The following is a 24,491-nucleotide window of genomic DNA, read 5'->3' on the forward strand; positions in this document are numbered from 1 at the left end:
CTGCCGGTCAGAGCTTGCCTTCGAGCAGTACGGTGCGGTGACCACCGAGACGGCGTGAGAGTTCCGCGACGAACTCGGGGCGCAGGGTTGGCCAGTTCCAGAACGTGAAGCCGAGATGACCGAACGCGAAGTAGTCGTCGGCCCAGAGCCACGTATGCACGGGAGCTGTCCGGCCGCAGGACGGGCACGCGACGGGCTCGTCGTCACCGTCGGCCCAGGAACCCACCGCGTCCGCGAACAGGTCCCAGCTCTCGTCGATGGGCGACCAGCGCTCGTCGACGAGGGGTATCTCCGCTGCGCAGTGCGGGCAGGTGACGGCCGAGGGTTCACCCTGCCCGGCATCGAAGACCGTACGCTCCACGGTGACGTGGAGGCCGTTGCTCCACACATTGACCAGCTCGGGATCCGGGTCCTCGACGGCTGCGCCGTAACCCGCTCCTGGCGCGTGCCCGGCGTCAGCGCCGAGGACGCAGTCGGTACGTTCCGCGGAGACGAAGCCGTCTGCGATCAGCCAGTCGAGTACGCCCGCCGCGAGCCCTTCCGCCTCCCCTGGCGTGGCCTCGGTGTCGACGATCGTCTGGAACCAGTCGCCCATGAATTCCCCTCCGGTGTCCGCGCGTCCAGCGCGTCGGCTCTTCTCGCCGTGCTCGCGAGCGTAGTGCTGGGGGCACTCGATGATCGCGGCTCTCCGCCACTCCGAAGGCGGTTGAGGAAGGTGCCACGACTGCGGCTGCGGGCCCGATCCGATTCAGCGGGTCTGACGCCGGGCGGGACATTCCCAATCGGCCGCCTCGATCGCGGTGCCGTCCTGATCGGTCAGATGGAAGCAGTTGCCGTTGGCCCACACCACCACCGCATCAGGTTGGTGGTTGACCTGGAACGGTTCGCCCTCGCGTCTGGAACCAGGCCACACACCCCCAGCGGTAGGCGAGTGCGTCACCACCACGACGGTTTCCCCCGGCGCCAGCTGATGAGCATCCGCCCACGGCTCCACGCTCAATTCGAGCGGCTCCGTCCCGGAGTTCTGAACCACCAGCCGGGCCGTGCCCACGGCGTTCATCCTTGCCCCTTACGTGTGTCTCTCACGTGATCCGGCCTCAGGACTGGTATCGCTCGGGCGCCGCGGTGTGTTCTCGAACCGCCTCGCGAAGCGGTCAGTTGGCTACGCTGAACCATCCCGGCCGCACCTCGTTCAGAAGCGGTTGCAGCGACTGCACCGCGGACCGCATGTCCTGATTCGCAACATCAAGAGGCTCCGGCAGGCTCAGCCCGTACCGGCGCAGTCGCCAGATGTCGAAGACTTCGCTTCCGTCAGCTGTGAAGTCGACATCGATCTCAGCACCGTTGCCGCTCTCGAAGCGGCACCCTGCCCCATGAACGGTGTAGGAGTAGGCGCCGATGCGCCCAGTCCGGCTGATCTGGCGTGAACGGACCAGGCCGAGGACATCTGCCAGTCGCTCCACCGAGGGAAGAGCCACTCTCAAGGCGTGATCAATCGCCTTCAGAGCACTGACGTAACCGAGCACAAGGTCTCGCGCAGCCCCAACCCGTTCCATACGGCGTCATCCCCCTGAGCTTGTCACTGAGGGGATCGTTCCATGTGGCCGCCAGCGCCTCCGCGGAACGGCATCCTGAAACGGTCAGTCAGAAGGGGCGCTCGTCCACTGCGATCGGCTCCGTCCCCTGCCACTGGGCCCACCGTCCCGGGACGGCTGTGCAGGCCGCCGACAGATGGGCCAGCGTCTTGCCTCGGACGTGCAACCAACTTTCGGCCGAAAGCCCGTCCTGCCGCAGCAGAAGACCGGCAGCAGAGAACCAGCGGACCGGGGACTCGTCATCGCCCGTCCACATCGGGTAGTCCGGGAGGGCAACCCGCCGAAAGAGCCGCGGAACCTCGTCCACAACCTCTGCCGGCAACTCGCAGGCGTTGTACAGGGGGCCGTCGCTGAGCAGGGCCTCGGAGAGAACCAGCTCCACACACGCCAGCGAGACCCTGCCCATGAAAGGCCTCCAGCCCTCACGCGACTGGACGACGACAGGCGGGTCGGCCTCCCCCAGATCGCACAGGCGCACGCCCCAGAAGGCGCACCCCTGGTTCTCGCTGCGGAAGCACAGCACACCTCCGAGGTCCTCGTGCACGAAGAGTTCCGAAGGAGGAAGCATCGGATCCTGGTGCTCGAACAACTCCGAACGACGGCCGAAGAGCAGATACGCCTCCCGTAGAGCAGCAGGAAGCGACAGGCCCAGCCGACCTTCAACCTGCTTGAGCTCGTCCTCACCGATGCCGTCGGCATCGCTCAAGGGCGCATACCACCCGGCGGCGAAGGCGCGGATGAAAGCCCACGCCTCCGGCCGGTCCGATATGCCGTCCTGCATAGCCTCAGCGGCATCGAAGTCGCCCATGCGGTGGGACCGTACCCCCGAGCAGCTGCGCTCTCCAGCAAGACCCCTCTAGAATCGAACACATGTCCGACTACACGCGGGCGGAGCGCCTCTCCAAGCACCGCGCCGTACTGCAATGGCTGGAATACCGGGCGCAACAGGAACGCAAGGAGATCGCCAAGCTCGAAACCGAGGCGGCCGAGTACGCGCGACGGCAGAAGGTCGCCCACCGGGAGCTGCGCTTCGTCTCCCCTGTCACGCCGGACGAAGGTGCCTGAGTGGAACACCTCGAGGAGCCGGGCGACCCTCAAGACATGGCGAGCGCCCCGATAGTCGTGCACCCGCCGCTCGGAACCGGCGGCCGGCGCGTCACCGTGCGCGGGCAGGTCCTCGGCCTCGCCCACAGCGACACGGACCTGCTCGAGTTCCTGCGCCGCGCCGGCCTGCCCGACGGGGAGCAACTCCTCGACGACAAGGCGTGGGTGCAGTGGCGCGGCGGGCGCGCGCATCACTATGAAGCGGCCTGACGTAAACCCGGACGCCCCCACGGCTCAACCCAGACGCTAGCGACCCACGGTGCTCCAGTCCGCGGGGGCCGGCGGCACCGCACGTCCTGCGGCGTGTTCGTGGAGGCGCCGGGTCAGTTCCGGCAGGTCGTACGCAGGGAAGCTGATCTGCAGCAGCCGTAGGCCAAAGTCCGACGGCTGGTCACTCCGGAACATCGCCGCGTCCATCGGCTTGATGTTCACGTCCCATGCGTCAGGGGCCGCCCAGTGCGTCATGCGCACGTAGAAGGCATCTCGCGGTCCGGCGTTCGCTACGGCCGAGAGGAAGGCGAGTCCGCTGTCGAGCGGGAAGTCGATCAGCATCCAGCCACGGCGGGACTCCACCCACTCCGCCATGTGCGGCAGCTTCGCCGGCCAGTCCGCGTTGCTCTCGGCCAGGTCCTGGCAGCAGGTGAACGTGTCGATTCCGCACTCCCAGATCGCCTGGATCGCCGGCGCGAGCTGTTCGTCGATCTCGGCCTGGAGATCCCCGACCCGCACGGGAACAGTGGGATGCGTTCCCTCGTAAGACGTCATCGCAGGAGCATAGAAGCGGCCCACGACATCAGAGAGGCCATGCCTGAGCACGAAGAAACCCCCTCCGCCCTGCGTTTCCGCAGTTCGGAGGGGGTTTACCTTCATGTGGCGGCGCCAGGATTCGAACCTGGGAAGGCTGAGCCGGCAGATTTACAGTCTGCTCCCTTTGGCCGCTCGGGCACACCGCCGGGGATGCCGCCTCGGAGGTTTCGCTTGCGCGGTGCTCCGTGGCAACGACGTAAACGATACCTGATGACCGGGGGTGCTCCGCCACCCGATTGATCTGCGCCCGGGCCCGGGCCGGGTGGCTAGGCTTTGCGTATATCCGGAGCCCGTATCCGTAGCCCGTTTCCGTAACCCGTACGCATCCACGCAAGGAGCCACAGGACATGGCCGACTCCAGTTTCGACATCGTCTCGAAGGTCGAGCGGCAGGAGGTCGACAACGCCCTCAACCAGGCCGCCAAGGAGATCTCGCAGCGCTACGACTTCAAGAACGTCGGTGCGTCCATCGACTGGTCCGGCGAGAAGATCCTGATGCAGGCGAACTCCGAGGACCGCGTCACCGCCATCCTCGACGTCTTCCAGTCCAAGCTGATCAAGCGCGGCATCTCGCTGAAGGCGCTGGACGCCGGTGAGCCGCAGCTGTCCGGCAAGGAGTACAAGATCTTCGCCTCCATCCAGGAGGGCATCACACAGGAGAACGCCAAGAAGGTCGCGAAGATCATTCGCGACGAGGGTCCCAAGGGCGTCAAGGCCCAGGTGCAGGGCGAGGAGCTGCGGGTCAGCTCCAAGAGCCGTGATGACCTGCAGGCCGTGCAGACGCTGCTCAAGCAGCAGGAATTCGACTTCGCGCTGCAGTTCGTGAACTACCGGTGAGGCAACCGGTGAACCACCGCTGACGGCAACCGGTGAGCCGGCGCTGGCGGCGCTGACGGCGCTGACGGCGCTGACGGCGCTGACGGCGCTGACGGCGCAATGACGACAAGGGCGGTACGAGAGTCTCGTACCGCCCTTCGTCATGTCCTCAAAGCCGGTCGAGCCGGGGACCCCGTCAAGCCGTCAGCGGCGCGACCGTGAGTGGCCGAACAGGATGCGGTACGCGATCAGCAGGGCCAGGGAGCCCGCGATCGCGGAGATCCATGTGGCCGTGTCGTAGAAGTCCGTGGTGATCGGGCGGTCCAGGAAGCGGGACGAGGCCCAGCCGCCGAGGAACGCCCCGGCGATGCCGATGAAGGTCGTGCCGATGAGGCCGCCCGGGTCGCGGCCGGGGAGCAGGATCTTGGCGATGGCGCCGGCGAGGAGCCCGAGGACGAGCCACGCGATGATGCCCATGAGGTGAGCTGCCTTTCCGCGGCGGAGCGCTGCGGAGGAGAACAGTCCGAGGCGTCCGCGCAATGTCCGGATTGCGGTCCTGTGAAGAGGGACGGGTGGAGCCGGTGACCTGGTTGCGGGCGTCAGTAGGGTGCGGCGTATGACACAGGGGCAGCCGGGCGGGCAGGCAGGCGGAAAGCCGCACGGGCAGACGCACGAGCCGGCAGGCACGCGAGCACACAAGCCGGCAAGCACGCGAGCACACGAGCCAGCAAGCACGCGAGCGCAGGACACGGCAAGCACGCCGGCGCAGGACACGGCAAGCACGCCCGCTCAGACACTGCGGCGCACGCTCGGTCTCTTCGACGCCGTCACCATCGGGCTCGGGGCCATGATCGGGGCGGGGATCTTCGCGTCGCTCGGGCCCGCCGCGGATGCCGCCGGGTCCGGGCTGTTCTACGGGCTGGCCATCGCCGGATTCGTCGCGTACTGCAATGCCATGGCGTCGGCGAGGCTCGCGGCGCTCTATCCCGTCGCGGGCGGGACGTATGTCTACGGGCGGGAGCGGCTCGGGGCCTTCTGGGGCTATCTCGCCGGGTGGGCGTTCGTCGTCGGGAAGACCGCTTCGTGCGCGGCGATGGCGCTGACCGTGGGGTCCTATGTGTGGCCCGGGCAGGCGCATGCGGTGGCCGTCGGGGCGGTGGCGATGCTGACTGCCTTGAATTGCTTCGGAGTTCAGAAGGCCGCCTGGATGAACCGGGTGATCGTCGCTCTCGTGCTCGGTGTCCTCGCGGCCGTGGTCGTGGCCTGCGTGGGCAGTTCGCAGAGCGGTACGGCGGGGTCCCCGGCGGGCGTGACCGGCGTCCTGCAGAGCGCCGGTCTGCTGTTCTTCGCCTTCGCCGGGTACGCGCGGATCGCCACCCTGGGCGAGGAGGTACGGGATCCGGCGCGGACCATCCCGCGCGCGATCCCGCTCGCGCTCGGCATCACGCTCGTCGTGTACGCGGCCGTGGCCCTGGCCGTCGTCTCCGTGCTCGGCACGGGCGGTCTCGCCGACGCGACCGCCCCGCTGGTCGACGCGGTACGGGCCGCGGGCGCGTCCGGTCTCGCCCCCGTCGTACGGACCGGGGCGGCCGTCGCCGCGCTGGGGGCGCTGCTCGCGCTGATCCTCGGGGTGTCGCGCACGACGCTCGCCATGGCGCGGGACCGGCATCTGCCCGGCGTGCTCGCCGCCGTGCACCCGCGGTTCCAGGTGCCGCAGCGGGCCGAGATCGCGGTGGGCGTGGTGGTCGCGGTGCTCGCCGCAACGGCCGATCTGCGCGCCGCCATCGGATTCTCGTCGTTCGGGGTGCTGCTCTATTACGCGATCGCCAATGCCTCGGCGTGGACGCTGAGTTCGCGGCTTCGCGCCCGGGCGCTGCCAGCGCTGGGGCTCGTGGGGTGCCTGGTGCTCGCGGCCACGCTTCCGGCGTCGTCGGTGCTGTGGGGCGCCGTGGTGATCGCGGTGGGCGCGGGGGTGTTCTTCGTACGGCGGACGCTCATCCCCGTACGGAAATGATCAACACCCCCGCAGCGGCCGGCACCCCCACGCGCGTCCGCCCTGCCAGCGGCGCCCTTACCAGCTGGCGCCTACCAACGGCCCTCTTACCAACGGCCCCCGGCCGCGAACGCCTCGTCCGTGCGCACGATGTCGCGGCCGAGCGGCATCAGCGAGATCGGGATCAGCTTGAAGTTGGCGAGGCCCAGCGGGATGCCGATGATCGTGATGCACTGCAGGACGCCCGTGACGATGTGGGCGAGGGCGAGCCACCAGCCGGCCAGGATCAGCCACAGGACGTTGCCCACGCAGGAGGGTGCGCCGGCGTCGCGCTTCTCCACGGTCGTGTAGCCGAACGGCCAGAGCGCGTAGACCCCGATACGGAACGCGGCTATGCCGAACGGGATACCGATGATGGTGATGCAGAGGATCACGCCCGCGAGCAGATAGCCCAGGAAGAGCCAGAAACCGCTCAGGACGAGCCAGATGATGTTCAGGATGGTCTTCACTTCGGGCGACCTGCCTCGCTATCGGCGTCATACGGCATGCGCGACGTCATACGGCGTTGTACGGCGTCCCTTACGTGATCTAAGACGCGACCGGGCCGCTGCCGGATCCCGGCGCCGACCCTGAATCGACCCTGATCGTGGACGAGGGCCCGCCCCCGGCCGTGGACTCGCCCCTGATCGCGGACGAGCTCACCGCTGGCGGCCGGCCATCTGCTCGAGACGGGCGATGCGCTCGGCCATGGGCGGGTGCGTCGAGAACATCTTGGACATGCCCTGCCCCGGACGGAAGGGGTTGGCGATCATCATGTGGCTGGCCGCCTCGATCTTCGGCTCGGGCGGCAACGGCAGCTGCTTGGTGCCGGCGTCGAGCTTGCGCAGGGCGTCGGCCAGGGCGAGCGGGTCGCCCGTGAGCTGAGCACCGGAGGCGTCCGCCTCGTATTCGCGCGAGCGGCTGATCGCCAGACGGATCACGGAGGCGGCGATGGGGCCGAGCAGCATGATCAGGAGCATCCCGAAGATGCCCGGGCCTTCACGGTTGTTGGAGCCGCCGGAGGGGATCAGCCAGGCGAAGTTGACCAGGAACATGATCACGGAGGCGAGGGCGCCGGCCACCGAGGAGATCAGGATGTCGCGGTTGTAGACATGGCTGAGCTCATGGCCGATGACGCCGCGCAGCTCGCGCTCGTCGAGGATCCGCAGGATGCCCTCGGTGCAGCAGACCGCGGCGTTACGGGGGTTGCGGCCGGTCGCGAAGGCGTTCGGCGCCTCCGTCGGTGAGATGTACAGACGCGGCATGGGCTGGCGGGCCTGGGTGGAGAGCTCACGGACCATCCGGTAGAGCTGGGGCGCCTCGAACTCGCTGACCGGGCGGGCGCGCATCGCCTTGAGCGCCAGCTTGTCGCTGTTCCAGTACGCGTAGGCGTTGGTGCCGAGCGCGACGAGGAGCGCGACGAACAGTCCCGTACGCCCGAAGAAGCTGCCGATGACGAGGATGAGTGCGGACAGGCCCCCGAGCAAAGCGGCGGTCTTCAGACCGTTGTTACGGCGGTGCACGGTACGCCCTCCTGGTGGTGCGGCAGGGGAACCCTTCGCTGACTGGCTTCCACTTTCCAGTGGACCCTCCCTGCCTGGTCAACGCCAGGCGGGAAGGCGGAGTTCCCCGGCCGCGGGCCGGGGGGCCTCGACCGAACGGGTGAGGGGCCCGCTCAGGGCGGCGAAGGATTCCCTGCTGAGAGGGCGAAGGATTCCTGCTCGGAAGGCGAAGGCTCCCCCGCTCAGAAGAGGACGGACTCCGAGAAGCGCAGCACCATCTGGGGCGCGCCGGACAGGACGACGCCGACGAGCGCGGTGACGGCGATGGCGGCCGTGAGCGGCAGCGGGAGCGAGGCCGTGCGGGCGGGAACCCCGCCCTCGATCGTGGCGCGTGCGGGCGCCTCGCCCTCGGGCGTACGGAACAGCAGCGCCGTCCAGCGCAGGTAGTAGTAGAGCGCGATCACGACGTTGAGGGCCATGACCACCGCGAGCCAGCCGAGTCCGGCGTCGACGGCCGCCTGGAACACCGTGACCTTCGCGAACAGGCCGATGATGCCCGGCGGCAGACCGGCCAGGCAGAGCAGGAAGAAGCCGAGGGCGAGCGCGGCCAGGGGGTGCTGGGCGTACAGGCCGCGGTAGTCGGTCAGGCGGTTCTCCGGCGCGCGGCGCGCGACCAGGGCGGCCACCGCGAAGGCGCCGAGGTTCACGGCCGCGTACATCAGCGCGTACGCGACGGTGGCGCCGATCGCGTCGGCCGGGTCGCCGGCGTTTGCCGGGTACCCGGCTGCCGCGATCGGGACGAGCAGGTAGCCGGCCTGCCCGACCGACGACCAGGCGAGCAGGCGTACGGCACTGAAGGCGCGGCCGGCCTGCTGGCGCAGGGCGGCCACATTGCCCGCGGTCATGGTGAGGGCGGCGAGCACCGCGAGGGTCGGGGCCCAGACGTCCGCGTACGAGGGGAAGGCGACGACCGTGACCAGGATGAGGCCGGTGAAGCCGACTGCCTTGCCGACCACCGAGAGGTACGCGGCGACCGGCAGCGGGGCGCCGATATAGGTGTCGGGGACCCAGAAGTGGAAGGGCACGGCGGCCGTCTTGAAGGCGAAGCCGACCAGGGTGAGGGCGACGCCGGTGCGGGCGAGGGTCTGCAGGTCGCCGTCCACGGAGGTGAGTGCGGCGGCGATCTCGGTGAGGTGCAGGGTGCCGGTGGCCGCGTACACGAAGCTGACGCCGAGGAGGGTGACGGCGGTGGCGGTGACCGAGGACAGGAAGAACTTCAGGGCCGCTTCGGAGGAGCGGCGGTCCCCGCGGCGCAGGCCGACCAGCGCGAACGCCGGGAGCGAGGCGACCTCGAGGGCGACGACGAGCGTGGCGAGGTCGCGCGAGGCGGGGAGCAGCGCGGCGCCGGCGGCGGAGGACAGGAGCAGGAACCAGTACTCGCCCGCGGGGAGTTCCTTGTCCTTCAGGGGGCTTACGGAGAGCAGCGCGGTCAGCAGCGCGCCGCCCAGGACCAGGAGCTGGATGACGACGGTGAAGCGGTCGGCGGTGTACGAGCACACGCCGGCGTCGCCGGTCAGGCAGAAGGTCTCGCGGTCGCCGTCGAGGAGCAGGAGCAGGGAGGCGAGGGCGACGGTCAGGCCGGCCAGTGAGATCCAGCCGAGGACGGACTTCCTGCTCTCGGGTACGAACAGGTCGGCCACGAGGACGGCGAGGCCGACGACCGCGGCGATGGTGGGCGGGGCGATGGCCGTCCAGTCGACGGACTGGACGAGGCTCGCCGTTTCTTCCGCGGCGATGACGGTGGCGGCGCTCATGCCTTGCCTCCTGCGAGGAGCTTCTGCACGGCCGGGTCGGTGAGGCCGAGCAGCAGCGCGGGCCAGAGTCCGGCGAGGACGGTGAGGGCGGCGAGCGGGGTCCAGGCGGCGAACTCGTAGCCCTGGATGTCGGCCAGTTCCTGGGGCTTCTCCTGGGGATCGCCCATGCAGATCCGGCGTACGACGATGAGCATGTACGCGGCCGTCAGGAGCGTGCCGAACGCGGCGATCGCCATGAAGGTGAGAAAGGCCGGGCGGCTGAGGTCCTCGGCGGGCTTGAACGCACCGAACAGGGCGAGCATCTCGCCCCAGAAGCCCGCGAGTCCCGGGAGTCCGAGCGAGGCGACGGCGCCGAACGCGAGCAGGGCTCCGAAGCGGGGGGCCTTGCCGTAGAGGGCCTGGCCGGTCTGGCCCGCGAGGGCGTCGAGGTCGGTGGTGCCGGTGCGGTCCTTGAGTGCGCCGACCAGGAAGAACAGCAGGCCGGTGATGAGGCCGTGGGCGATGTTGGCGAAGAGCGCGCCGTTGACGCCGGTCGGGGTCATGGTCGCGATGCCGAGGAGTACGAAGCCCATGTGGCCGACGGAGGAGTACGCGATGAGGCGTTTGAGGTCGCCCTTCGCGCCCTTGCGGGCAAGCGCCAGGCAGGCGAGCGATCCGTAGATGATGCCGACGACCGCGAAGGCGGCCAGGTAGGGCGCGAACTCCCGCATGCCGTCAGGGGTGATGGGGAGCAGGATGCGGACGAACCCGTACGTGCCCATCTTGAGCAGGACGCCCGCGAGGAGCACCGAGCCGACGGTCGGGGCGGCGGTGTGCGCGTCGGGCAGCCAGCTGTGCAGCGGCCACATCGGGGTCTTCACCGCGAGGCCGACACCGATCGCCAATACGGCGATGACCTGCACGGACGTGGTGAGTTCGCGGCCGTTGTCAGTGGCGAGTGCGAGCATGTCGAAGGTGCCGGACTTCAGCCCGATCAGCAGGAGGCCGAGCAGCATCACGACGGAGCCGAGCAGCGTGTAGAGGATGAACTTCCAGGCAGCTTGCGTGCGTTGGGCACCGCCCCAGCGCGCGATCAGGAAGTACATCGGGATGAGGACCATCTCGAACGCGAGGAAGAACAGGAGCAGATCGAGTACGGCGAAGGTGGCGAGGGTGCCCGACTCCAGGACCAGGAGGAGGGCGACGAATGCCTTGGGGGAAGGGCCCGCAGGCATCTTGAAGTAGCTGTAGAGCGCGCAGAGGAAGGTCAGGAGCGCGGTCAGCACGAGGAGGGGGAGCGAGATGCCGTCGATGCCGAGGTGGATCCGCACGTCCAGTGCCGGGATCCAGCTGATGTCGGTCGTGGCCTGCATCGTGGCCGGGTGGTCGTGGTCGAAGCCGAGGGCGAGGACCACGGCGGCGATGAGGATGACACCGGTGACGGTCACGCCGTGCCGCAGCACGGCCTGGTCCGGGGACTTCCCCTTCAGTCCGGGCGGGGCGGGCAGCAGGGCCGCGGCGGCGCCCAGGAGCGGTCCTGCCACGATCAATGCCAGAAGGAACTGCATCACGGACTCGCTGATATCGATCACGGCTCAGGCTCCCGCTGCGACGAGGACGGCGGCGACGGCGAGGACGACCGAGCCGGCGAGCAGGGCGCTCAAGTAGGTCTGCACATTTCCGGTCTGGGCTCTTCTGACCAGGGCGCCGAGCAGGTTCGCCGTGTTGCCCGCGCCGCGTACGTAGGTGTCGACGACCTCGCGGTCGAGGAAGCGGACGAGGCGGGCGGCGGCCTGGGTGGGGCGGACGAACAGGGCGGTGTAGAGGGCGTCCAGGTGGAAGCCGTTGGCCGCGGCGTGGTGCAGCGGGCCGAGCAGGAGACGGCCGGGGTCGGCCGAATCGGGTGCTTCCGCGATCGAGCCGTAGACGGGGGTGTGCGCGGTGATGGCTTCCGCCTCGGTGGCGGCGGGGCCTTCCTCGGGGTGCGCTGCGACGGCGCCCAGGGGCTCGCGCCCGTCGACGGCCAGCGGTGCGCGGGCGGCCATGGCCGAGCTGTGGCGCCAGGCTCCGTAGGTGACGATCACGCCGACCAGGGCGAGGCCTGTGGCGAGTACGGAGGTGGTGAGCGTCGGGGTCAGGTCATGGCCGTCGAACCAGTCGGGGAGCACGCCGAAGCTCAGGCCCGCCGTGAGGGAGGGGATGGCGAGGATCCACAGGACCGAGGTCATGGCGAGCGGCTGCTTGCCGTGGTCGGGGGCGGCGGGGCCCGAGCCGCGGAAGGCGAGGAGCCAGAGGCGGGTGGCGTACGCGGCGGTGAGCAGGGCCGTGACCAGGCCGGCGACGAGGACGATCCAGCCGGCCGTGGCCGGGGCGAACTCGCTGTGTCCGGTGGCTGTGTGCTCCGCGGCGCCGAGCACGGCCTCCTTGGAGAAGAAGCCGCTGAAGGGCGGGATCGCGGCGAGCGCGAGCAGCGCCACGGTCATCGTCCAGAAGGCGTCGGGGACCCGGTCGCGCAGGTTGCCCATACGGGACATGGCGGCAAGGGAGTTGGTGCCCGCGGCGTGGATGATCACGCCCGCGGCGAGGAAGAGCAGCGCCTTGAAGGCGCCGTGCGACAGGAGGTGGAAGACACCGGCGCCGCGGTCGCCGACGGCGAGGGCGCCGGTCATGTAGCCGAGCTGGCCGATCGTCGAGTAGGCGAGGACGCGCTTGATGTCGTCCTGCGCGAGCGCGGCGAGCGCCGAACCGGCCATGGTCACGGCGGCCATGACCGCGAGCACGATCAGGGCTGCCGCGGAGGCGGCGAACACCGGGAGGAGCCGGGCCACGAAGTAGACGCCGGCGGCGACCATCGTCGCGGCGTGGATCAGCGCGGAGACCGGCGTGGGGCCGGCCATCGCGTCGGGCAGCCATGTGTGCAGCGGGAACTGCGCCGACTTGCCGGCCACACCGGCGAGCAGGAGCAGCGCGATCAGGGTGGGGTGGTCGAGCCCGCCGCCGCTGACCTCGCCCAGGATCGTCGTGATCCGGAAGGAGCCGGCGTCCGCGGCGAGCGCGAACAGACCGATCAGGAAGGGGACATCGCCGAGCTTGGTGACCAGGAAGGCCTTGAGGGACGCGGCACGCGCCTCGGGGGTCTCCCAGTAGTGGCCGACCAGGAAGTACGAGCAGATGCCCATGATCTCCCAGCCGACCAGGAGCACCATCAGGTCGCCCGAGAAGACGACGAGCAGCATCGCGGAGGTGAAGAGCGAGACCAGGGCGGCGTACGAGGGGTAGCGCGGGTCGTCGCGCAGATACGCCGTCGAGTAGATCTGCACGCACGAGGCGACCACACCCACGAGGACGGCAGTGAGGACCGCGAACCCGTCCAGGTGGAGGGCGAGTTCGATCGGGACCGAGCCGGTGGGGGTGAGTTCGGTGGCCGCGTCGATCGCGCGGTCGCCGCCCTGGCGCAGGGCCACGACGACGGCGAGGCCGAGCGCGGTCAGCGTGGGCAGGATCGCAAGGGGGCGGACGAACCCGGGGGCCTTGCGCCCCAGGAGCAGACCGGCGACGGCGCCCAGGAACGGAAGGAGGGGGACGAGAACGGCGAGGGTCGTGGTCGTCACGCGGCGGCCTCTGTGGTGTGTGCCGGTGCTGCTGCGGCTTCTTCGGGTGCGTCCTGGTCGCCGTCGTCGGGGCTGTGGCCTTCGGCGGTGTCACGGAGTCGGTCGACGTCCGAGGTGCCGCGGTTGCGGTACACCATCAGCACGATCGCGAGGCCGATGCCGATCTCGGCGGCGGCGATGGCGATCGTGAAGAGGGTGAGCGCCTGGCCCGCGTGCAGGGCGTCGCGCAGCCAGACGTCGAACGCGACCAGGTTGAGGTTGACCGCGTTGAGCATCAGCTCGACGGACATCAGGACCAGGATCGCGTTGCGGCGGGCGAGCACTCCGTACAGGCCGATACAGAAGAGGAGCGCGGCGAGCACGGCGGGATAGGCGAGGTGCATCAGCGCTGCTCCTTGTCGGGGGTCGCTGAGCCCGCGGTCTCGTTATCGCCGTTCTCGCCGTTCTTGCGGGAGAGGACGATCGCGCCGACCAGCGCGGCGAGGAGCAGTACGGACAGGGCCTCGAAGGGCAGCACCCAGTGCCGGAACAGGATCGTGCCCGTCACCTCGGTGGAGCCCTGGGCCGCACCGTCGAGGTCGATCCACTGCGTACGGAAGGCGTCCACGACGACCCAGACCAGGGCGCCCGCGGAGGCGGTCGCGACCGCGAGGGCGACCCATCGGTTGCCCGAATCGGCGTCCGGGGAGCGGCCGATGGGGGCTTTGGTGAGCATCAGACCGAACAACAGGAGGACGACCACGGAACCGACGTAGATCAGCACCTGGACCCAGGCGATGAACTCGGCGGTGAGCAGGAGGTACTCGACGGCGAGCCCACCGAGCGCGACCACCAGCCACAGGGCGGCGTGCACCAGCTGTTTGGTGGTGACGGTGATGAGCGCGGCGCCGAGCGTCGCGATGCCCACGAGGACGAACGCGATCTCCACGCCTGTGGGCGAGAGGAAGCCCTGCGGAGCGGTGGCTGCGAGGGTCACTGGTGGTCCGAGGGTCACTGGGGGTCCTCCCCCGCCTGTGGTGGCGCGGCGGCCTGTTCGGCGGCGAGCTTGTCGGCGGTCTTGCGGGCGGCGGCGAGCTCCTTGGGCTCCTCCGCCCCCTCGTCGAGCGCCGGCGGTGCGGGCACCGTCCACATCCACTCGCGGAGCTTGTCGCGCTCGTGGGTGAGTTCGTGGATGTCCGTCTCCGCGTACTCGAACTCCGGTGACCAGAACAGCGCGTCGAAAGGACAGACCTCGATGCAGATACCGCAGTACATGCAGAGCGAGAAGTCGATGGCGAAGCGGTCGAGCACGTTGCGGCTGCGCTCGCGGCCGCCCTCGACTGCCGGTGGCACCGTCTCCTTGTGGGAGTCGATGTAGATGCACCAGTCGGGGCACTCACGGGCGCAGAGCATGCAGACCGTGCAGTTCTCCTCGAACAGGCCGATCACTCCGCGCGTACGGGGCGGGAGTTCGGGCTGTACGTCGGGGTACTGCGCGGTGACGGTCTTCTTCGTCATCGTGCGGAGAGTCACGGCCAGGCCCTTGGCCAGACCCGAACCCGGGATGGGAGCCATTAGTTGATCGCCACCTTCACGATGCCGGTGAGCGCGATCTGCGCGAGCGCGAGCGGGACGAGGACGGTCCAGGCGAGCTTCTGCAGCTGGTCCTCGCGAAGGCGCGGATAGCTCACGCGGAGCCAGATCACGAGGAAGGCGAGGAGGCCGGTCTTCGCGAGGGTCCAGAGCCAGCCGAGGCCGTCGGCGCCCCACGGGCCGTGCCAGCCGCCGAGGAAGAGGACGGTGGTCAGACCGCACAGGACGACGATGCCCGCGTACTCGGCGAGGAGGAAGAGAGCGAAGCGCAGACCCGTGTACTCGGTGTACGCGCCGAAGATGATCTCCGAGTCGGCGACCGGCATGTCGAAGGGCGGGCGCTGGAGTTCGGCGAGCCCGGCCACGAAGAAGACCAGGGCGCCGACGATCTGCCAGGGCAGCCACCACCACTCGAAGGCGTTCAGGATCCCGGGCAGCGAGACCGTGCCGGCCGCCATCGCGACGGAGGCAGCGGCGAGCAGCATCGGGAGCTCGTACGCGAGGAGCTGGGCGGCGGTGCGCAGGCCGCCGAGGAGGGAGAACTTGTTGGCGGAGGCCCAGCCGGCCATCAGCGAACCGAGGACGCCGACGCCCATGACGGCGAGCACGAAGAAGATGCCGGCGTCGACGACCTGACCGACCGCGCCCTCGCTCGGGCCGATGGGGATCGCGACCAGGACGAGGAGGTACGGCAGGAGGGCGACGGCGGGGGCGAGTTGGAAGACGCGTCGGTCGGCGTTCGCCGGGACGATGTCCTCCTTCTGCGCGAACTTGACCCCGTCGGCGACGAGCTGGGCCCAGCCGTGGAAGCCACCCGCGTACATGGGGCCGAGGCGGCCCTGCATGTGCGCCATCACCTTGTGCTCGGTCTGCCCGACGATCAGCGGGAAGGTCAGGAACACGACGAAGACGACGAGCAGTCGCAGGGCGACGTCGAGTACGTCGTTCATGCGCGGTCGCCTCCGGCGGGGGGTTCAGGGTCGGGGGTCGGGTCCGGGTCCGAGGTGGGCTCGGGAGACGGGGCCGGGTCCGGGTCCGAGGTGGGCTCGGGGGTCGGGTCCGGGTCCGAGGTGGCAGTCTCGGTTGGGGTCGGGTCGGCACTCGCCTCAGCTGCCGACGGCTCCACGCCGACGTCCGTACCAGCGTCCTTACCTGCCTCAGCACCAGCGCCGGTGCCTGCTCCCGAGGCAGCGTCCGTACCTGTCTCCGTACCTGTCTCCGAGGCAGGCTCCTCACCGGCGAACGCCGGGCGCGGGTTGTGCCAGGGAGCGTCGGATGGCGCCGCCGCCTGGCTCGCCGAGCCTTCGCTCGCGCTCCGGTTGCGCCGAGGCGCGGCCGCGCCCGCCTGGCTCGCGGAACCCTCGCTCGCGCTGCGCGTCCGCCTGGGAGGACGCGGGGCGGCTTCAGCGGTTCCGGCGGCCCCGGACTCGGGGGTCTCCACCGGAGCCCCGCCGTCGGCCTGGCTCGCCGAACCCTCGCTCGCACTGCGCGCCCGCCGCACCGGCCGCTCCCCCGCGGCTCCGGCTCCGGCGCCCGCTCCGGCCGCACGCGCACCCGCAGCTCCGGCCCCCGCCGCACGCGCACCCGCACCCGCGGCCCGCCCCGCGCCGCGCGCCGGTCGCGCCGGCGCGGGCGGAAGCTGGCCCTTGAGCGGGCCCCACTCGTTGGGATCCGGGACGCCCGGCGGCAGCATCTGGCGCCGCTTCGGGCCGCCGTGCTCCGACTCCCCTGGCTCTTTCGCGCCCGGCCACGCCTTCACGACCCGCGCCGCGAGCACGAAGTCCTTGCGCAGCGGATGGCCTTCGAAGGTGTCCGGCAGCAGCAGCGGGTCGAGGCCGGGGTGCCCGGTGAAGTCGACGCCGAACATCTCGTGCGTCTCGCGCTCGTGCCACCCGGCCCCCGCGTACACCTCGATCGCCGAGGCCAGCGTCGCGGCCTCGTGCGGGACCGTCGTACGGACGAGAAGGCGGCGTACGGGATGCAGCGCGGCCACGTGGGCACAGACGCGGAAGCCGGTGCCGGGCTCGTCGACGGCGCTCAGCCAGTCGAAATACGTACAGCCAAGACGGTCGCGCGCGACGGTCAGCGCGGCGGTCCAGGAGTCGGCGGGCACGTCCACCGTCAGCAGGTCGTACGCCTCGTCGGCCGTCGCGTCCGGGCCGAAGAGCTCGGTCACCTCACCAGGGAGCCACCCGGTCACCGCGCGCCCTCCCCCGAAGCCGAATCCGAATCCGAAGCCGGGGGCGAAGTCGAAGCCGGGGCCGAAGCCGAAGCCGGGGCCGAAGCCGAAGCCGGGGCCGGAGGCGGTGAAACCAGCCCGCTCTGGAGCGCCGCGGCCGAAGCCGGCGCATAGCGCTCGCCGAGTGACTCCCGCGCGATCTTCTCCTGCAGCTTGAGGATCCCCTGAAGGAGCGCCTCGGGCCGGGGCGGGCAGCCGGGCACGTACACGTCGACGGGGATGATCTGGTCCACGCCCTTGGTCACGGAGTACGAATCCCAGTACGGGCCACCGCAGTTGGAGCAGGCGCCGAAGGAGATCACGTACTTGGGCTCGGGCATCTGCTCGTAGAGCCGCTTCACGGCGGGCGCCATCTTGTCGGTCACCGTGCCCGAGACGATCATCAGGTCCGCCTGGCGCGGCCCCGGCGCGAACGGGATCACGCCGAGCCGGATGAAGTCATGGCGGGCCATGGACGCGGCGATGAACTCGATGGCGCAGCAGGCGAGGCCGAAGTTGAAGACCCACAGGCTGTAGCGGCGGCCCCAGTTGAGGACCACCTTCATGGGCTGCGGCGCGAGCCGGGCCAGCGGGCCCAGCTTCGGCGCCGGCAGATCCACGGGCCCGGGGGGCACAGGGGCGGAGGTCACAGGGGCGGGTGTCACGTCCATGCGAGGACGCCCTTCTTCCATGCGTACAGCAGCCCGATGGCGAGGAAGCCGAGGAAGAGGAACATCTCCACAAGGGTCGTCGCGCCGTATCCGGCCTTGGCGAAGACCGTGGCCCAGGGGAACAGGAAGATGGAGTCCACGGCGAAGATCACGTACAGGAACGAGTAGACGTAATAGCGGACCTGGGTATGGGCCCAGCCCTCGCCCACGGGGTCGACTCCGCACTCGTACGTCAGGAACTTCTCCTGCGTCGGTACGACGGGACGAAGCAGCTTGCCCGCGCCGAACGCGACCGCGACGAAGAGGACTCCGACTACGGCGAGCAGCCCCACTACCGAATAACTGTCGAAGTAATCGGCGGCGAGAAGCGGTGAACCACCCGTTGGCTCCGGCACGTCCGGACCTCGCTCCCTCATCTCGCTGCGGCTGGCTGCGCCCCGTTCGACGATCTGTACGCACGGGAGTCTAGGGGTTGCCCCTCCAGGGTTGAGCAGGCCGTCGGCATGGAGGTGGGGTTTTCCCCAGTTGATCCGGGCGGCGGACCTCATGGCGGGGGCGCGCTCGAAGCGGCACGCTTGGCGGCATGACCACACGTACCGCCGTACAGCGAGGGCCCGACCGCCTGCCGCCCGCACGTTTCGCCTTCGACGGACAGACCTGGAAGGAGATCGCGCATCTGCTGATCAACCTTCCGGTCTCGCTGATCGGCTTTGTGTACGTGGTGACCGTGCTGTTCACCGGCGGGCTGCTGTCCGTGACGGTGATCGGCCTGCCGGTGCTCGCCCTCGGTCTGGCCGGCGCCCGGCTGCTCGGGCGCTGGGAGCGGGGCCGGGCCCGGCGGATGCTGGGGGTGCGGATCGACGAGCCGAGCCCGCTGCCGCGCCGCGGCGACGGCCTGATGGCCCGGGTGTGGAACGGGTTGAAGGACCCGGTGGGCTGGCGCACGGTCCTGTACGAGTTCATACGGCTGCCGTGGGGTGTGTTCACCTTCGCCGTGACGCTGGTGTCGCTGTTCGTGCTGTGGCCGGTGCTGCCGTTCATCGCGCGGGCGCTGACCAACGCGGACCGGGCGATGGTGCGCGGACTCCTGTCGCCCTCCGACGAGTTGGAGCGGCGGATCGCCGAGCTGGAGTCGGACCGCGGCGTCGTGATCGACACCGCGGCGGCGGACCTGCGGCGGATCGAGCGCGATCTGCACGACGGGGCCCAGGCGCGGCTCGTCAATCTGGCGATGGGCCTCGGTCTGGCCAAGGAGAAGCTGCTCGACGGCCAGGCCGACGACACCGTGGCCGCGATGGTCGACGAGGCGCACGGCGAGGTGAAGCTCGCGCTGCAGGAGCTGCGCGATCTGGCCCGCGGCATCCACCCCGCGATCCTCACCGACCGCGGCCTGGACGCGGCGCTCTCCTCCGTGGCTTCCCGGTGCACGGTGCCGGTGAAGGTCACGGTGGATCTGGCCGAGCGCCCGGCGCCGGCGGTCGAGGGCATCGCGTACTTCACGGTCTCGGAGCTGCTCCAGAACGTGAGCAAGCACAGCGGCGCGCGTACGGCGACGGTGGATGTGTGGCGCGCCGACACCCGCCTCCTGGTCCAGGTCGGCGACGACGGCCACGGGGGCGCGAACCTCGACGGCGGTACGGGCCTGGCGGGGCTGACCGAGCGGCTGGGCGCGGTGGACGGGCTGTTCGTGGTGGATTCGCCTGAAGGCGGGCCCACGACGGTGACGGCCGAGGTCCCGTGGCGGGACCGCGACCGCGCCTAGGACCTGGTCCACAGACAGGCCCTGGCGCGGCCCGGAGGTAGGGAAAACCCCCGGTTCGAAACGGAGACGGGCCGCATGGTCTCCGGGGCCGCCGGACGCGAGGCTTGAAGAGCCGCAGCAGAGCGCAACTACGAGAACGGACGACGCAGATGGCGACCGAATACGGACACCGGACCTGGTCCCAGTTCGCGGACGAGGACGACTACCCGAACGTTCCGGACCGCCAGGAGCCCGCGCGGCGTCACTTCCTGCCGCCCGCGCTGCGCGCGCCGGTCGAGGCGCGGACCTGGCGGGAGTTCGGCTACCTGCTGCTCAGCCTGCCGATGTCCATCCTGACCTTCACGTACGCCGTCACGATGATCTCGATCGGCGCCGGACTGCTGATCACCTTCCTCGGCATCCCGGTGCTCGCGGCCGGCCTCGCCGGACTGCGCGGGCTCGGCGCCGTCGAGCGGGCGCGGGCCCGCGGGCTCCTTCACCTCGACGTGGAGAGCCCGGAGCCGCTGCGGCAGAAGAAGCAGGGCGCGATGTCCTGGATGGGCGCGGTGCTCAAGAGCGGCGCCTCCTGGCGGCATGTGCTGTATGCGCTCCTGCACTTCCCCTGGGCGATCTTCGGCTTCGTGGTGTCGGTGACGTTCTGGACCGTCGGGTGGAGCCTGTTCACGTATCCGCTGTGGCAGTGGGTCTTCCCGATGTACACCGGGCAGGACGGCATCCAGCTGTACGGCGACGAGACCCACCGGTTCTACCTGGACAGCCCCTTCGAGATCCTCGTCACCTGCCTGATCGGTCTGCTGATCACGCTGATGACGCCCTGGATCATCCGCGCCCTGACCGGCGTGGACCGGCTGATGGTGCTCGGTCTGCTCGGCCCGTCCCGGCTGGTCACCCGGGTCGTGGAGCTGGAGTCGGACCGCGGCGTGGTCGTGGACACGGCGGCGGCGGACCTGCGGCGGATCGAGCGGGATCTGCACGACGGCGCCCAGGCCCGTCTGGTGACCCTGGCGATGGACCTCGGTCTGGCCAAGGAGAAGCTCAGGGAGGACCCGCAGGCCGCGGCCCGGATGGTCGACGAGGCGCACGGCGAGGTGAAGACCGCGCTGCAGGAGCTGCGCGATCTGGCCCGCGGCATCCACCCCGCGGTGCTCACCGACCGGGGTCTCGACGCCGCGCTCTCCTCGCTCGCCGCGCGGTGCACGGTGCCGGTGCAGGTCGAGGTCGATCTGCCGTACCGGCCGGCGGCCGCCATCGAGGGCATCGCGTACTTCACGGTCTCGGAGCTGCTGCAGAACGTCAGCAAGCACTCCAAGGCGCGGCGGGCCACGGTCGATGTGTGGCGTTCGGAGAACCGGCTGATGTTGCAGGTCATGGACGACGGGATCGGCGGGGCCGGGCTCGGGCAGGGCTCCGGGCTCAGCGGGCTCGCGGAGCGGCTGGACGCGGTGGACGGTGTGCTCGCGGTGGACTCCCCCAAGGGCGGACCGACCTCGATCACGGCGGAGCTGCCCTGGCGGGGCTGAGACCCCGCCGACTGCGGCCCGCGCCCTGAACGGCGCGGGCCGCACACCCACGTCCGGCCGTCGCCATCGGCACCGGCCGCACACCCACGTCCAGCCCCATCCGCCCCAGGCCGGCAAGCCCGCGTGCCCAAGGCGACCGCAGATCCCCCCGAACCCTGGGATGCTGGACGTACAAGCAAGTGCCGTGAAGGCCGGGGGGACGGACGGATCGTGGAGGACAGAGTGCGCGTGGTCATCGCCGAGGATTCAGTGCTGCTCAGGGAGGGCCTGACCCGGTTGCTGACCGACCGTGGGCATGACGTCGTGGCCGGCGTCGGCGACGGGGACGCACTGATCAAGACCATCGGCGAGCTGGCCGCGCAGGACGCGCTGCCGGACGTGGTCGTCGCCGACGTACGGATGCCGCCGACCCATACCGACGAGGGCGTGCGCGCGGCCGTCCACCTGCGGGGAAAGCACCCGGACCTCGGTGTCCTGGTGCTTTCGCAGTATGTGGAGGAGCAGTACGCCACGGAGCTGATCGCGGGTTCGAGCCGCGGCGTCGGCTATCTGCTCAAGGACCGGGTCGCGGAGGTACGGGAGTTCGTCGACGCCGTCGTACGGGTCGCCCAGGGCGGCACCGCACTCGACCCCGAGGTGGTCGCGCAGTTGCTCGGCCGCAGCCGTAAGCAGGATGTGCTCGCCGGGCTTACGCCACGCGAGCGCGAGGTACTCGGGCTGATGGCCGAAGGCCGTACGAACTCGGCGATCGCGAGGCAGTTGGTGGTGAGCGACGGAGCAGTCGAGAAGCACGTCAGCAATATCTTCCTGAAGCTCGGTCTCTCACCTAGTGACGGGGATCACCGTCGCGTACTGGCGGTCCTCACCTACCTCAATTCGTAGCGACCTGACACCCTGTCAGATACGAGAGCCGAGTCGGCCGGGACCGGGGGCGAACACCCAGGCGGGACCGGAGGACCAGAACCAAAGGATGAGCAGAGAGCGTCTTCAGCGAAGGGGCCGGGGGTGATCTCATGGGGGCAGAAACAGGGACGAAGTCGGGCATCCGCGCGTCTCATTTGACCGTCCACTATCTGACCACCCCAGGGAAGGCGACCCTTACCGACGTAGGGTGGCCCTGGAAGGACCGGTCGGCCGGTCACTTCCGTGCCACAGCCTCGAGGGAGGTCCAGTTCAGTGACCAGCCAGGTCAGTAGCCCAGCCGAGCAGACCGACGGTGCAGTGGTCGGTGACGTTGTCGGTGAGCAGCGCAAACCGTCCACGGAGAAAGAGGTCCGTCGTCTGGACCGGGTGATCATCCGGTTCGCCGGTGACTCGGGTGACGGTATGCAGCTGACGGGTGACCGCTTCACCTCGGAGACGGCTTCGTTCGGCAACGACCTTTCGACGCTGCCGAACTTCCCGGCCGAGATCCGCGCGCCTGCCGGCACGCTGCCGGGTGTGTCCAGCTTCCAGCTGCATTTCGCCGACCACGACATCCTGACGCCGGGCGATGCCCCGAACGTGTTGGTGGCGATGAACCCGGCGGCGTTGAAGGCGAATATCGCCGATGTCCCGCGTGGCGCCGAGCTCATTGTGAACACGGATGAGTTCACCAAGCGGGCGATGCAGAAGGTCGGTTACGACACCAACCCGCTGGAGGACGGCTCGCTGGACGGTTACAGCGTGCATCTGGTGCCGTTGACCACGCTGACGGTGGAGGCGCTCAAGGAGTTCGACCTGTCGCGTAAGGATGCGGGCCGGTCGAAGAACATGTTCGCGCTGGGTCTGCTGTCGTGGATGTATCACCGTCCCACCGACGGCACCGAGACGTTCCTGCGGCAGAAGTTCGCCAAGAAGCCCGAGATCATGAGGGCGAATCTGGCGGCGTTCAGGGCGGGCTGGAATTTCGGGGAGACCACCGAGGACTTCGCGGTCTCCTATGAGGTGTTGCCGGCGGCGAAGGCGTTCCCGACGGGTACGTACCGCAATATTTCCGGGAACCTGGCGCTGTCCTATGGTCTGGTGGCGGCGGGTAAGCAGGCGGATCTGCCGCTGTACCTGGGCTCGTACCCGATCACGCCGGCCTCCGACATCCTGCACGAGCTCAGCAAGCACAAGAACTTCGGCGTACGGACCTTCCAGGCCGAGGACGAGATCGCGGGCATCGGCGCTGCACTGGGCGCGGCCTTCGGCGGCTCCCTCGCGGTGACGACCACGTCCGGTCCGGGTGTGGCGCTCAAGTCCGAGACCATCGGCCTGGCCGTCAGCCTCGAACTGCCGCTCCTGATCGTCGACATCCAGCGCGGCGGCCCGTCCACGGGGTTGCCGACGAAGACCGAGCAGGCCGATCTGCTGCAGGCGATGTTCGGCCGTAACGGTGAGGCGCCGGTGCCGATCGTGGCGCCGCAGACTCCGGCCGACTGCTTCGACGCCGCCCTGGAGGCGGCCCGGATCGCGCTCACCTACCGCACCCCGGTCTTCCTCCTCAGTGACGGTTATCTGGCGAACGGTTCGGAGCCGTGGCGGATCCCGGAGGTCGATGAACTCCCGGATCTGCGCACCCAGTTCGCGCAGGGCCCCAACCACACCCTGGACGACGGCAGCGAAGTCTTCTGGCCGTACAAGCGCGATCCGGAGACCCTCGCACGGCCGTGGGCGATCCCGGGCACGCCGGGTCTCGAGCACCGCATCGGCGGGATCGAGAAGCAGGACGGCACGGGCAACATCTCCTACGACCCGGCCAACCACGACTTCATGGTCCGCACCCGCCAGGCGAAGATCGACGGCATCCAGGTCCCCGACCTCGAAGTCGACGACCCCACCGGCGAAGCAAAGCTGCTGGTGCTCGGCTGGGGCTCCACCTACGGCCCGATCACCGCCGCCGTACGGCGACTTCGTACCGCGGGACAGAGCGTGGCGCAGGCCCATCTGCGGCACCTCAACCCGTTCCCGCGGAATCTCGGCGAGGTTCTGAAGCGTTACGACAAGGTAGTGGTGCCCGAGATGAACCTCGGCCAGCTCGCGACGCTCCTGCGCGCGAAGTACCTGGTCGACGCCATCTCGTACAACCAGGTCAACGGCATGCCGTTCAAGGCCGAGCAGCTCGCCACGGCTCTCAAGGAGGCCATCGATGGCTGAGACGATCACGGAAGGTCCGGGCACGATCGAGGCGCTTTCCCTCGTGCCGAAGGCCGAGGCAAAGCAGTCCATGAAGGACTTCAAGTCCGATCAGGAAGTGCGCTGGTGCCCCGGCTGCGGTGACTACGCGGTGCTCGCCGCGGTGCAGGGCTTCATGCCCGACCTCGGGCTCGCCAAGGAGAACATCGTCTTCGTCTCGGGCATCGGCTGCTCGAGCCGCTTCCCGTACTACATGAACACCTACGGGATGCACTCCATCCACGGACGCGCCCCGGCCATCGCCACCGGACTCGCCTCCTCCCGCCGTGACTTGAGCGTCTGGGTCGTCACGGGTGACGGCGACGCGCTGTCCATCGGCGGCAACCACCT

At 69.6% G+C, this 24,491-nt stretch carries 27 protein-coding genes and 1 tRNA gene; 9 read left to right on the forward strand and 19 right to left on the reverse strand.

Annotation, left to right across the window (positions count from 1 at the left end):
* Positions 1–7 precede the first annotated feature (7 nt).
* The 4 genes from ABT367_RS15520 to ABT367_RS15535 form a co-directional block, all read right to left on the reverse strand.
* Positions 8–595 carry a hypothetical protein gene (locus ABT367_RS15520; RefSeq protein WP_352253486.1) on the reverse strand — a complete coding sequence of 196 codons (588 nt, stop codon included), beginning with the start codon at positions 593–595 and terminating at the stop codon, positions 8–10.
* A gap of 153 nt (positions 596–748) precedes the next feature.
* Positions 749–1,060: a hypothetical protein gene (locus ABT367_RS15525; RefSeq protein WP_352253488.1), complete on the reverse strand. Its 312-nt coding sequence runs from the start codon at positions 1,058–1,060 to the stop codon at positions 749–751.
* A gap of 94 nt (positions 1,061–1,154) precedes the next feature.
* Complete coding sequence (locus ABT367_RS15530) at positions 1,155–1,556, reverse strand: DUF6896 domain-containing protein (protein WP_352253490.1); 402 nt, start codon at positions 1,554–1,556, stop codon at positions 1,155–1,157.
* A gap of 88 nt (positions 1,557–1,644) precedes the next feature.
* On the reverse strand, positions 1,645–2,403 hold the full coding sequence (locus ABT367_RS15535; protein WP_352253492.1) for an SMI1/KNR4 family protein: 759 nt from the start codon (positions 2,401–2,403) through the stop codon (positions 1,645–1,647).
* 62 nt (positions 2,404–2,465) lie between these two features.
* On the opposite strand from ABT367_RS15535, the gene ABT367_RS15540 reads away from it, so the two are divergent.
* Complete coding sequence (locus tag ABT367_RS15540) at positions 2,466–2,660, forward strand: hypothetical protein (protein WP_352253494.1); 195 nt, start codon at positions 2,466–2,468, stop codon at positions 2,658–2,660.
* A 36-nt stretch (positions 2,661–2,696) separates the two neighbouring features.
* Entirely contained in the window at positions 2,697–2,909 is a 213-nt protein-coding gene (locus tag ABT367_RS15545) for a hypothetical protein (RefSeq protein ID WP_352253541.1), read from the forward strand.
* Positions 2,910–2,945: 36 nt separating this feature from the next.
* Here the strand turns inward: ABT367_RS15545 and ABT367_RS15550 are convergent, their stop codons facing one another.
* Both ABT367_RS15550 and ABT367_RS15555 read right to left on the reverse strand, forming a co-directional pair.
* Complete coding sequence (locus tag ABT367_RS15550; RefSeq protein ID WP_352253496.1) at positions 2,946–3,464, reverse strand: hypothetical protein; 519 nt, start codon at positions 3,462–3,464, stop codon at positions 2,946–2,948.
* Between the two features lie 106 nt (positions 3,465–3,570).
* A tRNA-Tyr gene (locus ABT367_RS15555) sits at positions 3,571–3,652 on the reverse strand.
* Positions 3,653–3,853: 201 nt separating this feature from the next.
* Between ABT367_RS15555 and ABT367_RS15560 the strand changes: the two genes are divergently transcribed.
* A complete protein-coding gene (locus tag ABT367_RS15560) occupies positions 3,854–4,342 on the forward strand; it encodes a YajQ family cyclic di-GMP-binding protein (RefSeq protein ID WP_352253498.1) in 489 nt (162 codons plus the stop codon).
* Between the two features lie 183 nt (positions 4,343–4,525).
* On the opposite strand, the gene ABT367_RS15565 is transcribed toward ABT367_RS15560, so the two are convergent.
* The gene (locus ABT367_RS15565) at positions 4,526–4,798 is read right to left on the reverse strand and encodes a GlsB/YeaQ/YmgE family stress response membrane protein (protein WP_352253499.1); all 273 of its coding nucleotides are present in this window, start codon (positions 4,796–4,798) and stop codon (positions 4,526–4,528) included.
* Between the two features lie 319 nt (positions 4,799–5,117).
* Here ABT367_RS15565 and ABT367_RS15570 point away from each other — a divergent pair, with 319 nt between their 5' ends.
* Positions 5,118–6,335, forward strand: coding sequence for an APC family permease (locus tag ABT367_RS15570; protein ID WP_352253543.1), 1,218 nt, complete (start codon positions 5,118–5,120; stop codon positions 6,333–6,335).
* An 86-nt stretch (positions 6,336–6,421) separates the two neighbouring features.
* On the opposite strand, the gene ABT367_RS15575 is transcribed toward ABT367_RS15570, so the two are convergent.
* The 12 genes from ABT367_RS15575 to ABT367_RS15630 all read right to left on the reverse strand — a co-directional run bounded on the left by ABT367_RS15575 (position 6,422) and on the right by ABT367_RS15630 (position 18,136).
* Positions 6,422–6,823: a YccF domain-containing protein gene (locus ABT367_RS15575; protein ID WP_352253501.1), complete on the reverse strand. Its 402-nt coding sequence runs from the start codon at positions 6,821–6,823 to the stop codon at positions 6,422–6,424.
* A gap of 189 nt (positions 6,824–7,012) precedes the next feature.
* Entirely contained in the window at positions 7,013–7,876 is an 864-nt protein-coding gene (gene htpX, locus ABT367_RS15580) for a zinc metalloprotease HtpX (protein ID WP_352253503.1), read from the reverse strand.
* Positions 7,877–8,097: 221 nt separating this feature from the next.
* Positions 8,098–9,669: an NADH-quinone oxidoreductase subunit N gene (locus ABT367_RS15585; RefSeq protein WP_352253505.1), complete on the reverse strand. Its 1,572-nt coding sequence runs from the start codon at positions 9,667–9,669 to the stop codon at positions 8,098–8,100.
* Positions 9,666–11,240, reverse strand: coding sequence for a complex I subunit 4 family protein (locus ABT367_RS15590; protein ID WP_352253507.1), 1,575 nt, complete (start codon positions 11,238–11,240; stop codon positions 9,666–9,668). Before ABT367_RS15590 ends, ABT367_RS15585 begins: the two co-directional genes overlap by 4 nt.
* Before the next feature lie 3 nt (positions 11,241–11,243).
* Entirely contained in the window at positions 11,244–13,259 is a 2,016-nt protein-coding gene (locus tag ABT367_RS15595) for an NADH-quinone oxidoreductase subunit 5 family protein (RefSeq protein WP_352253509.1), read from the reverse strand.
* Positions 13,256–13,642 carry an NADH-quinone oxidoreductase subunit NuoK gene (gene nuoK, locus ABT367_RS15600; RefSeq protein WP_352253511.1) on the reverse strand — a complete coding sequence of 129 codons (387 nt, stop codon included), beginning with the start codon at positions 13,640–13,642 and terminating at the stop codon, positions 13,256–13,258. The genes ABT367_RS15595 and nuoK overlap by 4 nt, the downstream gene beginning before the upstream one ends.
* A complete protein-coding gene (locus tag ABT367_RS15605; RefSeq protein WP_352253513.1) occupies positions 13,642–14,235 on the reverse strand; it encodes an NADH-quinone oxidoreductase subunit J family protein in 594 nt (197 codons plus the stop codon). The genes nuoK and ABT367_RS15605 overlap by 1 nt, the downstream gene beginning before the upstream one ends.
* A 14-nt stretch (positions 14,236–14,249) precedes the next feature.
* Positions 14,250–14,813: a NuoI/complex I 23 kDa subunit family protein gene (locus ABT367_RS15610; protein ID WP_352253515.1), complete on the reverse strand. Its 564-nt coding sequence runs from the start codon at positions 14,811–14,813 to the stop codon at positions 14,250–14,252.
* The gene (locus tag ABT367_RS15615; RefSeq protein WP_352253517.1) at positions 14,813–15,781 is read right to left on the reverse strand and encodes a complex I subunit 1/NuoH family protein; all 969 of its coding nucleotides are present in this window, start codon (positions 15,779–15,781) and stop codon (positions 14,813–14,815) included. The genes ABT367_RS15610 and ABT367_RS15615 overlap by 1 nt, the downstream gene beginning before the upstream one ends.
* Positions 15,778–17,031 (reverse strand): NADH-quinone oxidoreductase subunit C, encoded by a 1,254-nt coding sequence (locus tag ABT367_RS15620; protein WP_352253519.1) that lies wholly within the window; start codon positions 17,029–17,031, stop codon positions 15,778–15,780. The genes ABT367_RS15615 and ABT367_RS15620 overlap by 4 nt, the downstream gene beginning before the upstream one ends.
* Positions 17,028–17,720: an NADH-quinone oxidoreductase subunit B gene (locus ABT367_RS15625; RefSeq protein ID WP_352253521.1), complete on the reverse strand. Its 693-nt coding sequence runs from the start codon at positions 17,718–17,720 to the stop codon at positions 17,028–17,030. Before ABT367_RS15625 ends, ABT367_RS15620 begins: the two co-directional genes overlap by 4 nt.
* Positions 17,711–18,136 carry an NADH-quinone oxidoreductase subunit A gene (locus ABT367_RS15630; protein ID WP_352253523.1) on the reverse strand — a complete coding sequence of 142 codons (426 nt, stop codon included), beginning with the start codon at positions 18,134–18,136 and terminating at the stop codon, positions 17,711–17,713. The genes ABT367_RS15625 and ABT367_RS15630 overlap by 10 nt, the downstream gene beginning before the upstream one ends.
* A 167-nt stretch (positions 18,137–18,303) precedes the next feature.
* Here ABT367_RS15630 and ABT367_RS15635 point away from each other — a divergent pair, with 167 nt between their 5' ends.
* From ABT367_RS15635 to ABT367_RS15655, 5 genes are all read left to right on the forward strand, one after another.
* The gene (locus ABT367_RS15635) at positions 18,304–19,482 is read left to right on the forward strand and encodes a sensor histidine kinase (RefSeq protein WP_352253525.1); all 1,179 of its coding nucleotides are present in this window, start codon (positions 18,304–18,306) and stop codon (positions 19,480–19,482) included.
* 149 nt (positions 19,483–19,631) lie between these two features.
* Positions 19,632–21,002, forward strand: a complete 1,371-nt coding sequence (locus ABT367_RS15640) for a sensor histidine kinase (RefSeq protein WP_352253527.1) — start codon at positions 19,632–19,634, stop codon at positions 21,000–21,002.
* A 222-nt stretch (positions 21,003–21,224) separates the two neighbouring features.
* A complete protein-coding gene (locus tag ABT367_RS15645) occupies positions 21,225–21,884 on the forward strand; it encodes a response regulator transcription factor (protein WP_352253545.1) in 660 nt (219 codons plus the stop codon).
* Positions 21,885–22,178: 294 nt separating this feature from the next.
* Complete coding sequence (locus ABT367_RS15650) at positions 22,179–24,122, forward strand: 2-oxoacid:acceptor oxidoreductase subunit alpha (protein WP_352253529.1); 1,944 nt, start codon at positions 22,179–22,181, stop codon at positions 24,120–24,122.
* On the forward strand, positions 24,115–24,491 hold a 377-nt coding region (locus tag ABT367_RS15655; protein WP_352253531.1), incomplete at its 3' end, for a thiamine pyrophosphate-dependent enzyme. The genes ABT367_RS15650 and ABT367_RS15655, both read left to right, overlap by 8 nt.

Origin of the sequence: Streptomyces mesophilus, from assembly GCF_040300965.1 — a bacterium.
In the GTDB taxonomy this organism is placed as follows: Bacteria; Actinomycetota; Actinomycetes; order Streptomycetales; family Streptomycetaceae; genus Streptomyces; species Streptomyces mesophilus_A.